10 protein-coding genes are annotated in these 13,617 nt (G+C 34.9%); 2 read left to right on the forward strand and 8 right to left on the reverse strand.

The genetic code is table 11. The annotated features are described in order from the left end of the window. Positions 1 to 272: 272 nt before the first annotated feature. From ACQKIH_RS13460 to ACQKIH_RS13490, 7 genes are all read right to left on the reverse strand, one after another. A complete protein-coding gene (locus ACQKIH_RS13460) occupies positions 273 to 2,618 on the reverse strand; it encodes an ABC transporter permease (protein ID WP_427766789.1) in 2,346 nt (781 codons plus the stop codon). A gap of 1 nt (position 2,619) precedes the next feature. Continuing rightward, a complete protein-coding gene (locus ACQKIH_RS13465; protein ID WP_427766792.1) occupies positions 2,620 to 3,381 on the reverse strand; it encodes an ABC transporter ATP-binding protein in 762 nt (253 codons plus the stop codon). A 141-nt stretch (positions 3,382 to 3,522) separates the two neighbouring features. Then, positions 3,523 to 4,788 carry a HAMP domain-containing sensor histidine kinase gene (locus ACQKIH_RS13470; protein WP_427766793.1) on the reverse strand — a complete coding sequence of 422 codons (1,266 nt, stop codon included), beginning with the start codon at positions 4,786 to 4,788 and terminating at the stop codon, positions 3,523 to 3,525. Then, positions 4,785 to 5,474, reverse strand: a complete 690-nt coding sequence (locus ACQKIH_RS13475) for a response regulator transcription factor (protein WP_057982689.1) — start codon at positions 5,472 to 5,474, stop codon at positions 4,785 to 4,787. Before ACQKIH_RS13475 ends, ACQKIH_RS13470 begins: the two co-directional genes overlap by 4 nt. A gap of 596 nt (positions 5,475 to 6,070) precedes the next feature. Next, complete coding sequence (locus tag ACQKIH_RS13480; RefSeq protein ID WP_427766795.1) at positions 6,071 to 6,925, reverse strand: malate synthase; 855 nt, start codon at positions 6,923 to 6,925, stop codon at positions 6,071 to 6,073. A 523-nt stretch (positions 6,926 to 7,448) separates the two neighbouring features. Then, entirely contained in the window at positions 7,449 to 8,915 is a 1,467-nt protein-coding gene (locus ACQKIH_RS13485) for a HAMP domain-containing sensor histidine kinase (protein ID WP_427766798.1), read from the reverse strand. Next, on the reverse strand, positions 8,903 to 9,583 hold the full coding sequence (locus ACQKIH_RS13490) for a response regulator transcription factor (protein ID WP_427766800.1): 681 nt from the start codon (positions 9,581 to 9,583) through the stop codon (positions 8,903 to 8,905). Before ACQKIH_RS13490 ends, ACQKIH_RS13485 begins: the two co-directional genes overlap by 13 nt. Before the next feature lie 142 nt (positions 9,584 to 9,725). Between ACQKIH_RS13490 and ACQKIH_RS13495 the strand changes: the two genes are divergently transcribed. Then, complete coding sequence (locus ACQKIH_RS13495) at positions 9,726 to 10,949, forward strand: DUF418 domain-containing protein (protein WP_427766802.1); 1,224 nt, start codon at positions 9,726 to 9,728, stop codon at positions 10,947 to 10,949. A 278-nt stretch (positions 10,950 to 11,227) separates the two neighbouring features. Here ACQKIH_RS13495 and ACQKIH_RS13500 read toward each other — a convergent pair whose 3' ends face one another. Then, positions 11,228 to 12,007: an alpha/beta fold hydrolase gene (locus tag ACQKIH_RS13500; RefSeq protein WP_427766804.1), complete on the reverse strand. Its 780-nt coding sequence runs from the start codon at positions 12,005 to 12,007 to the stop codon at positions 11,228 to 11,230. 267 nt (positions 12,008 to 12,274) lie between these two features. Between ACQKIH_RS13500 and ACQKIH_RS13505 the strand changes: the two genes are divergently transcribed. Beyond that, on the forward strand, positions 12,275 to 13,465 hold the full coding sequence (locus ACQKIH_RS13505; protein WP_427766806.1) for an oxalate decarboxylase family bicupin: 1,191 nt from the start codon (positions 12,275 to 12,277) through the stop codon (positions 13,463 to 13,465). Positions 13,466 to 13,617: the final 152 nt, after the last annotated feature.

The following is a 13,617-nucleotide window of genomic DNA, read 5'->3' on the forward strand; positions in this document are numbered from 1 at the left end:
CGTTAAACCACGAGGAATTAATGCTATTGAAAATTTCGGTGAACTTATTCACACACTAAAAATCGGTCACAGAATTAACCTTAACAATCATAGATTATTTACAGTAAAAGCAGACAGTTTAGAAGTGGATACTCATCTAAACCGTCTGCTTTTTATGTTTTACCGAATATTAAATTAGTTATTCCAAAGATATACCCTAATTAGGCATACGTTAAAAATCCCACTTAAAATAGAATACGTACGTTCCTTGTTAAAGTGGAAACTACACATGATTATTCTGTAATTAAACTGTAAGCAGAAATTTTCTTGATTTTTATAGATACAAACATCGAGACAATGTAGGCTAATATAAAAATACCTACGCAAAGTATTAGAATAGTCGGGAAATGAACGGTAAAATCCAAACTTTTAACCCCTGCACTTGAAAGTAATATGGAAAGCATAGGATTTGTATAAAAATACCCCAGAACTCCACCAATGGTCACTCCTGTAATAATTACCGGTAAAAAGCTGATGGAAATTTGATGCATCAGTTGAATTGTTGAGTAGCCTATTGCTTTCATTACACCAAACTCTTTTTTACGCTTAATAATCATCGTTTTAATAATCAAATATAGAATCATTACAACAACTAGAACGGTAATTGTCAGAACCATCACCATAACTGCAAACACTGCCGTTGTATACATACCTGTTTGGCTCTCGATGTTTTCATCTATATCTAATGTTTCTACTATATAATCTCCGTACTGTTCTTGGACATTTTCGATAAAGCCTTTGTTTGATAGTTCATCTAAATATACATAAAGGGTCGTGCCTTTATAATCTGAACTTAATTGCTGAATTCCATCCATCGTTAATGCGGCGATTTGTCCTAAATTACCAATTGATTGGCTGAGCCCTGTTACTAGATAACTAACGGCTTCAGTCCCATATTCTACTTCAACCGTATCCCCAACTCCTTTATTAATTTGATTTGATACAACCCAGGAGATGGCTATTTCATTTTCATATTTTGGCTGACGACCTTCGTAGACAATATTATTTTCTAATTGGTCATAATTATCGGTAACATTCGTATATACGGTTTGATCATCAATTTTTGTTGTAATAAGATCGAATATATTCACCTTCCTTACTTGGTCCATTTGATTAATGTGACTCAAAAGTTCTTTTGTATCTGTATCCGGCTTAACAAATATCATCACATTTGCCGGTTCTGCGCCAAATAAGTTAACGAATGCAGTTTTGTCTGAAGCAACATTATAATAAAGTACCACTGAAAAAACAGAGGCGAATGTTAATGAGATAATAATTAACAGGATCATAATGTTCTGTTTTACATTTGACAGCATCGATTTAATAGCAAGTAAAAAATGAAGCCCGCCTCTTGTATTCTCCAATGGAAAATAATTTTTTCTAAAACTGTGCGTTTGAATACCGCCACGAAGCGCCATAATAGGTAGTATTTTTCGAACACGGAAGGCTGAAATAAAAGTAACAATTACAACACAAAAAACAACAATGAAAATGTTTGCTAAATTAATAAACATATCGAATTTTTGATACCATATTAGTCCAGATAAAGATGAGATAATGCTTCCTATGAAAGGCATAAGACAATATGACAATGCAACCCCTACCACACTTGAACTAAGAGCAATTAAAACAAACTGTAAAATAATTGACGATAAAATTTGCTTACTTGTATGACCAATTGCTTTCAGTACTCCTATATTCGTCATCCCGTCTTCAATGCTATTTGATACACGAAACTTAATGACAATTAGTGAAACAAGCACGATAATGGCTGCAAAAGCAACTAAAATCATAGCAATGATATTAATGGTCAACGTGCTCACATTTTTCACCATTTCAATGTCTAATGCCCAAATATATGAAGTCGTTTCACTTACTGTGGATTGAGGAAACTCCTTAGTAAAATCATTTAGTAACTTTGTAGATTGTGCTTTATCTTCCATTACTGCAGATATGATCAGTCCCTCTGTTCGTTTATCTAAATCATCTGCTAATGTTTGATAAGAAGCTTCTGGTAACAAGAATTTCATATTTCCAATGTTGGTCGTACCCATCATTGTTGTTTCGAAAAATCCAGCAATTCGATAGTTATAGTCCTTGTTTTGATAGTGAAAAGTAAAGTCACCACCTAATTCATATTTACCATTTGTTTTAAAAATGTAAGGAATAAAAATATCATTGGCACTTGAAGTATTTAGCTTTTCAACCAACTTTAAAGTCCCAATATTACGCTGATCATCTGCATTAAAAATAGCGGTAAAACTAGTTAATTCACTATTGCCAAAATTAAATTTAGCACTCTCCATAATGATAATCTCTTCAGTTTCTGTCTCTGTTACCCCAGAATAGTTCGTTATGAATTCCCCATAATTTGGATTATAACTTACAGAATCCATCATGAATACTGCATGAGGATCTTTTAATTGTTCAGCTTTACTATCAAAAAAAACATTTATTTGAGTAATAACCATTAAACCTATATTCAGAAGTAGCGCAGCAACTAAAATAAATATAAATAAAGAACCCGTTGCCGATTTACTTTTTCTAATATTCGCTAGGGCTAAATTCATGATTTTCATCTTACCACCCCATTTCTGCAAGGAAATCCCCAAGCTTTGCATGACGCAGGGAGTTCTCTTTCTCACTGTAAGAGCCTAACTGCAGGTCACCGTAAATTACGCCATCTCGCAAATATAAAATTCGATTTCCGCGCAATGCTGTTTTCATATCATGAGTAACCATAACAATACTTTGCCCGTTTCGATTTTCATTTGTTAAAATATCTAATACACTATCACTTGATGCAGAGTTTAGTGCACCAGTTGGCTCATCTGCAAAAAGGATTCTCGGACTGTTAATCAATGCACGAACAATCCCAACTCGTTGCGCCTCACCACCAGAAAGTTGTGTCGGAAATTTAGACCATGCGCTTTCATTGATCCCTACTTGTATTAATATTTCTTTCGCTTTTTGTACGAGTTCACGCTTATTTTTATTTACTAAAAGACCACTCGCCAGTACATTATCAAGTACACTCATATTGTCTAACAAATAAATTTGTTGAAAAACAAAGCCGCAATTATGTCTTCTAAATATCGCTAGTTGATCGTTGTTTAATTTAGCTAAATTTTCCCCAGCAAAATCGATTTCACCTAGTGTTGGTTTATCCATTCCACTAATGGCATAAAGTAGCGTGGACTTCCCAGATCCTGAACTGCCCATTATGACTGTAAATTCCCCTTCTACAAAACTAATATCTAAATTTTTTAAAACATGCTGTTGAACTCCACCGCTCGAAAAAGTTTTACATAGCTTCTCCGTTTTAATAATTGTCTTTGTCATGTTTTTCAGCACTCTCCCTTTATAAAGCTCATGTTTGTATTTTCATCCCAAAGAAAAAAGACCGTAATGAAGATTACAGTCTTATCATACAAAATGAATTCTTATTAAATCTTTGTGCAATTCTTAACTAATTCTTAAATATTATGCAAGCTTTATTTTCAAGACGATTGTAAAACCATCATTTCGGATGTAACAGCTAATTTGGCCACTCATATTTTCCATAAAGTACTTCGATATGAATAGACCAAGACCTGAGCCATTCTTGCCGCCGACATTTTTTCCGCGATAATATTTATTGAACAGTAGCGGTAATTCGTCCTCACTAATTCCACATCCGAAGTCTATAATGTGGAGTTCCAGATAACCTTGATTGATTTGAGACTTAATCGTAATCTTTGTTCCTGCATATTTATAGGAATTACTAATAATATTGTCTATTACCTGTTGCATACGTACGGGGTCCGTTAAAATAATACATTGTGGAATTGATTCATAGACAATTTGATGATCATAATTAACATTTTCAATCATATCAGCAAGTATTTCGCTCGAATTTTCGGTTACTATTAACTTTAACTGTTGCAGTTCTTCTAAAGTGGCGTGAAACATATCTGTCACAAGTAAGTTAATTTGCTCTGCTTTCGAATAGATTATATTTACTTGCTTCATAACTTTTTCATCCTTTGTTTGCATAAGCATCAACTCACTAACCGCTTTGATTGAAGCGACGGGCGTCTTAATATCATGACTTAATGTAGCTACGAGCTCTTTCTTACTGCGGTTGGTTTCATACTCTCTTTGACGAGCAGCATTCAGTTCTTCACGTAATATATCAAAACTTTCCGTGAATGCACCAAAGTAATTATTCTTGTCCATATTTAACGGTACATCTAGATTGCCTCTTGCCACATTCACTGCAAAATTTTGAAGTTGCTGAAATGGCTTCAATAACGTTCTGTAAATATAGATTATATAAAGAGTACTAATAATCATTAATAGCCCAAAAGTCAAACTTATGAATGTGACCAGTTCGCTTTTCATTTGTTCCACTATTTCTTGTTCGTTATTACGGATAATTATTTTTCCTACAAGCATGTTATTATGCTTCAGGTCTATAAAAGTATCTCTATTTTTTATACCATCGTATATATTGTTAATATGATTACCTGGTGTTTCGTAAATTACGTTTCCCAAGTGATCTATAATAGAAAATGATTGTTTTATGTCGCTGTTGTGAAAAGTTTCTTCACTTACTTGTCCCCAATTTTTCTCGACCGTTTTAACGACATCATTTATGGCTACTAGATCCACTTCTGAAATATTTTTATTGTTAATAATGAGTATTGAGAAAGTAATTCCTGCAGTAAAAACAGCCAAGATCAAGACAATTACCAGTTTTATTCTCATTGGTTGGTATCCTCTAAAACATACCCTGTTCCCCACACTGTTTTTATAAATTGCGGGTCCTTTGGATTACGTTCAATTTTTTCACGTAAATGCCGAATATGTACATTAAGGGTCCCATCCCCTACAAAGTTATCTTTCCATACATTTTGAAATAATTCATCTTTTGTAATGATACGATTTTTATTTTTTACCAAATAATGCAGAAGTTTAAATTCCATCGTTTTTAGTTGAATATCAGTACCATTTACTCGAATACGATGAAGCTGCGTATCAATTTGGATCTGTCCAAACCCTAAAATTTCTTGTTGGTTGCTAGAACCACCGCTATACCTTTTAAGTACCGCCTTTACTTTTGCTAATAAAATACTTAATGTATAGGGCTTTTGTATGTAATCATCGCCACCTATGTTAAGCGCAATTAAAACATCGTCGTCGCTGGAACGAGCACTTATAAATAAAATCGGAATTTGCGTTATTTTACGTAATTTTTTACACAAATCAAACCCTGAATCATCCCCGAGATTGATGTCGAGAAGAATCAATGATGGTTCATTTTTCTCCAAGTAACGTTCGCACTCCTCCGCACTTGTCACAAATGCCGTTTTGACTTCAAATAGATTAAAATATTCACAAGTTGTTTCAGCTAAAGCAATTTCATCATCAACAATTAAGCAATCTAATTTCATCGTAAATCTCCTAGAAAAAATACTTTCCTATTTGTTAAACAGGATACATATAGTATACATTAAATTGGAAATCGTCGTGTTAATTTATGGATGTATATACTTATTAAAGGAGATAATTTAACAATGCTCTTAATGCCACTATTTAATCGGGTTTAGTGTCGGTTTCTTTGGGTGGTTTCTTAGAATTTCAACAGTAATGGAGAGACTTAAGGTAGAATCATATTAGTGAATTTGGTCCATTGGAAATTTCACTTATTTTCTATTTTTAAAAATAAAAACAACCCTTGAAAATGCCTATAATAAGCCATTTTCAAGGGTTTCAATTATTATTTTTATTCCAAACTGGATTTGCTATGACATGAACAATCCTATCAGTTACAATTAACTAACCCCAATCAAACATACTGTTAAAAAGAAAATAGCTGTTGTTACCAAAATTAAAGTAGATGTTGTTAGGGGCTATAAAATATACCCTTGGTTTATACATACACCCAAAATCCTAAGAAATATAACTGCACAAACCACTTATTTATACAAGTTTAAAGGAAAAAAGCTGTATTAGTCCCTTGTCATCCTTGTAATTTTCGAGCTACCGTCTAAATACGCATTAATGCGCCATTAGGCTTTGGTAATTCTTGAGCTGTTATCTGATTCATTTTACAAAAATGTTTAAAAAATTGTTGTGCTAGCTCTCGTTCCTGTGGGTCACTTTTCAATGAAACGATATCAAGCAAAATTTGGGCCATCCATGTATTATCAAAATAACGGTATTTACCTGTATTCCAAGTTACATTTTGGGGTGATTTTTCATTTACGTAATATTTCCAAAAAAGTAACTGATCCGATTCCTGTTCTGTAAGCTGGATTCTATACTTTGAATGAGCAGGTACATTTCCATCCTCACAAAGCTTACCGATAAATTCTTCATTCACCATATAGACACCTAATATACGTCTGTCTTTTTCAGGCATGACGGAATCTATTGCTGTTAACAGGACAGCGCTATTTTGGTGCAAGCGGATTGGCTTATTCGGCTTCCCCTTGTTATTACCACTTTTAATTTCGCCTGAATTAATCTTCCACTCTGAAAAAGAACTGTTTTGTTCTTCTGTATCACACCAAAAAACCATTTGTGATTCGGGATGAAGTTTATGGTTTTTCATAAGCTTTTCGTGTTCTAAGCGTAGTTCCAGATTTTTTCGCTGTAGTTTTATTTCCTCTTCCTTCTTCAATTCTTCCTCTTTTAGCTCGGATTCCTTTTTTTGTATAATCTCTTCAAGTGACTTAGCATCACTTTTATCATGTAGTTTTAAGTGCTTTCCAAATACATCAGGGAAAACAAATTTTTTAATTTCCGATGTGAAGTGTATTTCAATACTAGAATCATTCTGATTAACTATACTACCCATGCCAAAACTCTTGTGTGTAACTTTCTTATTGATCAGATTCATTATTCAAGTCCTCCTTGTAGAATAAAAAATCGGTTACTACTAAATAGTATATTGATAATTTTATTCAACTAATTTAATTAAAAGCTCACACAACTGTTTGAAATTCTTTCTACGGTTTAAAAAAGGTCATAAAAAAAGTATCCAAATTCTATCTGCAAATAAGGTCAGCGGAATTCAAAATACGAGTTAAAAAAACAATTGTAAGATTATTATAACATTTTTTTAATGGATTTACAAATTTATTGTTGACAATATATTTTACCATGGGGTAGAATTGAATTTTATTCTCTGAATCTCCTTGAAATAACTATGAAATATAGGCCTCCAAAAAGTCGCATAACTTTTGGAAAGTCTCTATAAATAACAAGTGCACCAGGTACAAACTCCAACCACGTAAAAGCTTCGCAATGTGTAGTATATAGGTCTTTAAGGTATTTAAATGATGTGCCTATTTAAAACTACATCTTGAGTTCTGCATTCCCTTTATATGACCTCCCACGGGTGTAAATACAATTTCCCCTAGTTATAACTCACAAATCCTCACTTTTACATGCGCTCCACCAATTTTACGGTTATTGACGTGAATCTCTCCGCCGTGTTTTTTTACAATTTCCTTTGCAATATACAGCCCTAAGCCTGAGAGCCCATTAACTCCTGATTTCTTACTTTCTTCCTGATAATATTTATCGAACACACATTGATTCTGATTACTAGAAAAACCAGGGCCATTATCGAAAATGTCAAACGAAATACTTTGGTCTGGATTCATCGTAATAATCCATTCAATATTTCCATTAACAGGTGTGTAACGAATACTATTCGTAACAATATTATCAAGCACTTGAGAAATTCTCTCTTGATCAATCATTCTCATGTATATTTCATCCTCGTTAATCATTCGATGTTGAAAGTCGATATATTTCTTCTCACATAGCCTATGATATTCTTCACCCTTCATTTGCACAAATTGATTAATTAAAGTTCGTTTCGGATTAAGAGTAAACGTTGGCTTCTCAATAAGCGCCATTTCATTTAACTCAGCTATCAAATGGCTCGCATAATTAGTATTTCTAATAATTGTTTGTAAATACGGCTCTAATCGTTCTTGTCGCCTTTTTCCACTTTCTAATAGCCCTTCCGCATGACCTTGAATAATTGTTAATGGATTTCGCAAATCATGTGAAATCGCTGCGATCATCTCTTTTCGCTCTTGCTCTAGCTGAAGTTGACGGTCCAATGAATCTTTCAACGCTGACCTCATTTCTTCAAATGCTTGCACAAGTTGTTCCAATTCAACAGAATAATTAATTACTGGTAAAGTGAAATCCAAATCCTGTTCTTTTATTTTTTTCGTACTTTCAATCATTTCATTAAAGGGTCGTTCAAACTCGCGACTTAGCCTTTTCCCTGAGAAATAAGAAAAAAGATAAAAATAGATGAATGGTGCGAAAATGAAAAGAAATATGATACTTAAAAATAAAATCATCCATTGATTATGTGGATTTGAAGTGAGCAAACTAAGACCATACTTAAAAACAACAGCCCCTTGAAGTGTTCCTTGCTCATTCTTAATCGGATAAAATTTGATAAAACCACCATCTTTTTTTGTAGCAGCTGTTGTAATCTGTTGCTTTAATTCCTTCTCGTTGTCTATTAACTTAGTCTCGTAAGTACCATAAATAATCTGACCGTCTAAATCCATTACTTGATAATCAATTCCATCCAGAGGAATGACTGTTTCTAATTGATTTTGACTATTAGAAAAAAGTATGGATGCCCCTGCATCATCAATATATTTTTCAATCGCAGGCAGTTGTTTTTCATAATAGTTGGCAGGGTTTAGCTTATTTGTCGAAAACAACATACTTATAGAAAAAAGTAATAATAACCACGTTAAAATGGTAGCTACAATACTCTTAAATAACACAAAGTGAAATGAAGCGACAAATTTGCTCCTTAATGTCTGATTATTTCGATTCACTTTTCCCATCGATAACCTCTTCCCCAAACGGTTGAAATGATAGAATTTTGTTCCCCAGCTTTTTGTAGCTTCGCACGAATATTTTTAATATGCTCATTTATCGTTATCGAATCACCTGTAGCTTCTAATCCCCATACTTTCACATAAATTTGTTCACGCGTGAGCGCTTGTCCACAATTCATCGCCAAGTATTGGACAATTTCAAACTCTCTCATCGTTAAAGACACTTCTTGAGCATCATAGAATAATTGGCAGCTCTTAAGATCAATATGTATCTTCCCAAAATATAAACATTTCTGCTGATTCCTACTTTTTCTTTCTTCGCGACGTAAATGGGCAAGTACGCGCATTTTTAATTCCCTTAAGCTAAATGGTTTTACTAAATAATCATCACCGCCAACAAGCAATCCTTGAACACGGTCATTTTCTGTTTGCTTAGCACTTAGAAATAAAATGGGCACATCTACACTTTTTCTTATTTGTTCGCATAACTCAAAACCACTCATCCCTGGCATCATCACATCCAGAATCAACAAATCTGGTCCGTGTTTTAATTGCCTTAATGCTTCCTCGCCATTCGCAGCTTTCAAAACTTGATAGCCCTCATCTTCTAATGCATCATACAAAAAAGTAAGTATTTCTATTTCATCGTCAATAATTAAGATTTTCTCATTCATGATTAACCATCCTATTCATTTACTTTTTTCATTAATTCTCCTTTATAAATATCAAGAAAAAATAAAGTACGGTGCTTTATCCTTTCTTGATATTTATCGTTTACAGTTTCATTATTAAATATTTTGAAAAGGATGGATAATAATGAAACAAAAGGTCTCACCTATTTCAGGAAAAGATCGCCTCGAAACGATTGATATGCTTAGAGGTTTCGCGCTCCTCGGAATTATTATAGCAAATATTGTTTGGTATCTTTATCCTGCGTACCTACAGCAAGATCTTTCATTTAAAAATGAATGGACAGCTTTCTGGAATGAATCTGATTACACTGTGCAGTCTGCTCTTGCTATGTTTGTTGTTGGAAAGTTTGTCCTGCTCTTTTCTATGCTATTTGGTTTTGGGATGGTCATTATGCAGGAAAGAACCGCAATCAAGCAGTTAAACTTCTGGGGAATTTATTCTCGACGACTCATTGCATTATTTATTTTCGGTAGTATCCATGCGTACTTCATCTGGTTCGGCGATATTTTAACAGACTATGCAATCCTTGGATTTTTACTGCTACTGATGCATAAGTTCAAGCCGAAGACGCTGTTATTTATTAGTATCACTTTATATAGCTTGTTAATTATTCTAGTCACACTAGGTTCTCTATCAGCCGACTCTTCTGCTATGATGACAAACATATCAGAAGAAGATCAAAAGCTCATCCAAGCAACAATAGAAGTACATCAATCTGGAAACATTCAACAATTGATAGAGGCGAACATCGCTGAAAGAACCTATTATACGATGAGAAACGGATTATATGCGCTATACTCCGGCATGCCACTAGCCTATTTAATTTCGAATCTTCCTTTTCTACTCATCTTTATGTTTGGAGCAGCAATTGCGAAGAAAAAGTGGGTGCACCATTTCCAACAACACAGAAAAGGATTTTTCATCACTTGGCTTATTACCTTACTTACAGGTGGCACTTTAAATTGGGCTTTACCATTTATCGTAGAAAATCAATACGCTGTTCAAACGATTCAATATATTAGCTCACCGCTAATCATAATTTTTTATGCCATTAGCCTCCTCTTCATCTATCACACTGTAAAAGGGAAGAAAGTTTTACAGTGGTTCACTTTCCCTGGAAGAATGGCATTTACAAACTATATTAGTCAATCCATTATCTGCACAGTCTTATTTGGTCCTTTTGCATTTGGCGTGTACGGAAAACTGCAATTAACGACAGCTATTATGATTGCCATTGCCATCTATATTTTCCAAATGTTCTTTAGTAAATGGTGGTTATCCAAATTCCGCTTTGGACCGTTAGAATATATTTGGAGAACGATTACGTATTGGGGGATTAGAAGTTAAATATTTTGGGCACTACAAATTAATTTATGTAGTGCCCTGATTTTTTGCTAGGAGTCTATTAGACTAACAATTGCTTCTTCTGGCGAATTAACACAGCTTCTTCCTGGAATCTCAAAAGGAATTCTCGACAGAAATAAAGGAGTTAAGCGTAGGTCGCTTAACTCCTTTTGAATACCTATACATAAAGAAACTTACTTTATCAGCAATTTATTCGAATTTTAGTTATCAATATAAAATGCACCATCACCGCAGCTCGGACGTGTTGCAATTCCTAGTCGTTATGCAAATGAAGCTAATAATTGATTGAATTTATCTCGCTCCTCTAAAAAAGCGCAATGGCCACTGTATTGAAACGGAACTAACGTCGAATTTTTGATCAGCTTATTTGTTTCCTCTGCTTGGCTAAACGGAACGACTTTATCATGAATTCCGTGAATAATTAATGTGGGTACATCGATTTGACCGAGATCATTGTGAACATTTTCATCTCGAAGCGTTACCATAATGGCGGAAGTTGCCCAATTCGCCGCTTGTAATCCCATTAAAACGAACCAATCAGATTTCGGTTCAGAAATATGTTGAAAGAAAAAAAGTTCCGGTTGATCTTGCAGCATTTGTGGTCGGTCATGATTAGTATCTTCAATGATTTTGTTTGTAAATTCTTTTGGAACGCTAGATGGTGAGGCAGCGTCAATCAGGACAAGTTTAGATACCCCATGTCCTTTGTAACGAGCCATATAACGAATCGAGATCGCGCCTCCTGTAGAGTGTCCTGCCAGTGTTATGTTTCTTAACTGTAACGTCTCGATGACCATGCGGACATCATCTGCTAATCTATCGAAACTATACCCACTAAAAGGTTTATCCGAATTGCCATATCCCCTCCAGTCTATTCCAATACAACGATATCCAAGCGTTGGAAGGTAGTTGAACTGATATTCGAACTGGTTATGGTTTAGTGGCCATCCATGAATAAAAAGTATCGTTTTATTTCCCATCGGATTGATGTCCTCTACATATATATTGACACCTGGTTCGACCGTTACATAGTATCCCATGTGTAACACCTCATTTTTAATAAGTAATTTCCCATTAAGTTATTCACCCATGTCGGAGTATGTGCCTAATTTTGACTTTAGTCTTTATTGAATTCGGGCGAAGAACATTTCCTCATTTGTAGAATTATTAAAGGTGTCGGATTACAAAATAAGAGCAGTGATTCTAATGATTAATTTTTAATATAAAAACATTTATACAATTTTTATTGCATAAACCTTAATGTAAGAGTAAACAAAAAATGCCCACCAATGAGAGGAGCCTATGGAATGGATATTTCGAAACAATACCTAAATATGTATGAAAATGCACCACAGCCCATCCGATATGACGGCGCCGGGGGATATGATACCGGTCCTCGTGATATTATGCGGGATCTTGAAAATCCTGACATGCTCGTTCCACCTGAAACGGATAACGGCTTGCTCCCTAACATGCGATTTTCTTTTTCAGACACTTCAATGACATTAAATCACGGAGGTTGGTCCCGGGAAATCACTAGTAGAGAACTACCTATTGCTACCACGCTAGCAGGTGTAAATATGAGCTTGACTCCCGGTGGTGTGCGGGAATTGCATTGGCATCAACAAGCCGAATGGGCCTACATGATAGTAGGTCGCGCGCGAATTACCGCTATAGACACAGAGGGACGAAATTTTATTGCCGATGTAGGGCCAGGCGATCTTTGGTACTTCCCTCCTGGACTCCCCCATTCCATACAAGGATTGGAACACTGCGAATTCTTGCTCGTTTTCGATGATGGTTCCTTTTCTGATCTTAACACTTTATCCATCTCTGATTGGTTTGCACACACGCCAAAAGATGTGCTGTCTGCCAATTTCGGAGTACCCGTTAGTGCCTTTGACCACATTCCTTCAAAGCAGGTCTATATTTATCAAGACAAGGTTCCAGGTACGCTGGAAAGTGAGATGGTTCAGTCCCCTTATGGAACGATTCCTCAAAGCTTTAAGTATGAGTTACTAGCGCAAAAGCCAATTATAACGTCTGGCGGAAGTGTACGAATTGTAGACTCTTCTAATTTCCCTATTTCAAAAAATATTGCAGCGGCTCTTGTTGAAGTTAAACCGGGCGCAATGAGAGAACTACATTGGCATCCGAATAATGATGAGTGGCAGTATTACCTTACCGGTCAGGGGCGCATGACGGTATTTTCCGGAAATGGTACAGCTCGTACATTTGATTATAGAGCTGGTGATGTTGGCTATGTCCCATTTGCTACTGGGCATTATATTCAGAATACCGGTACTGAAACTTTATGGTTTTTGGAAATGTTCAAGAGTAATCGATTTGTAAATGTATCGTTAAATCAATGGATGGCACTTACTCCCCATAATCTGGTTAGAGACAATTTGCATGTTGGACTAGAATTATTGGATACGTTACGAAAAATAGAATCTCCTGTCGTCAAATATCCGGGATTTTCCTACTATCCTAAATAAACACTAAAAAAGGCAGAAACATTGTTAAATTAATGTTTCTGCCCTTCACTTTTTATTCTTTTTGGCTAAAATACTCCATTTGAGACAGCCTCTTTATTAACCTTTTAACTTACTTCACAAGGAATTTCAAATGCGGTATTAATTAGGAATTT

This window comes from Solibacillus cecembensis (assembly GCF_050272495.1).
GTDB classification, from domain to species: Bacteria; Bacillota; Bacilli; order Bacillales_A; family Planococcaceae; genus Solibacillus; species Solibacillus cecembensis.

What these genes read in the sequence shown, in the direction of transcription:
- ACQKIH_RS13475 (WP_057982689.1), bottom strand. Translation starts at nt 5,474, where the DNA reads ATGAAATTAGATTGCTTAATTGTTGATGATGAAATTGCTTTAGCTGAA.
- ACQKIH_RS13470 (WP_427766793.1), bottom strand. Translation starts at nt 4,788, where the DNA reads ATGAGAATAAAACTGGTAATTGTCTTGATCTTGGCTGTTTTTACTGCA.
- ACQKIH_RS13490 (WP_427766800.1), bottom strand. Translation starts at nt 9,583, where the DNA reads ATGAATGAGAAAATCTTAATTATTGACGATGAAATAGAAATACTTACT.
- ACQKIH_RS13500 (WP_427766804.1), bottom strand. Translation starts at nt 12,007, where the DNA reads ATGGGATACTATGTAACGGTCGAACCAGGTGTCAATATATATGTAGAG.
- ACQKIH_RS13480 (WP_427766795.1), bottom strand. Translation starts at nt 6,925, where the DNA reads ATGAATCTGATCAATAAGAAAGTTACACACAAGAGTTTTGGCATGGGT.
- ACQKIH_RS13505 (WP_427766806.1), top strand. Translation starts at nt 12,275, where the DNA reads ATGGATATTTCGAAACAATACCTAAATATGTATGAAAATGCACCACAG.
- ACQKIH_RS13495 (WP_427766802.1), top strand. Translation starts at nt 9,726, where the DNA reads ATGAAACAAAAGGTCTCACCTATTTCAGGAAAAGATCGCCTCGAAACG.
- ACQKIH_RS13485 (WP_427766798.1), bottom strand. Translation starts at nt 8,915, where the DNA reads ATGGGAAAAGTGAATCGAAATAATCAGACATTAAGGAGCAAATTTGTC.
- ACQKIH_RS13465 (WP_427766792.1), bottom strand. Translation starts at nt 3,381, where the DNA reads ATGACAAAGACAATTATTAAAACGGAGAAGCTATGTAAAACTTTTTCG.
- ACQKIH_RS13460 (WP_427766789.1), bottom strand. Translation starts at nt 2,618, where the DNA reads ATGAAAATCATGAATTTAGCCCTAGCGAATATTAGAAAAAGTAAATCG.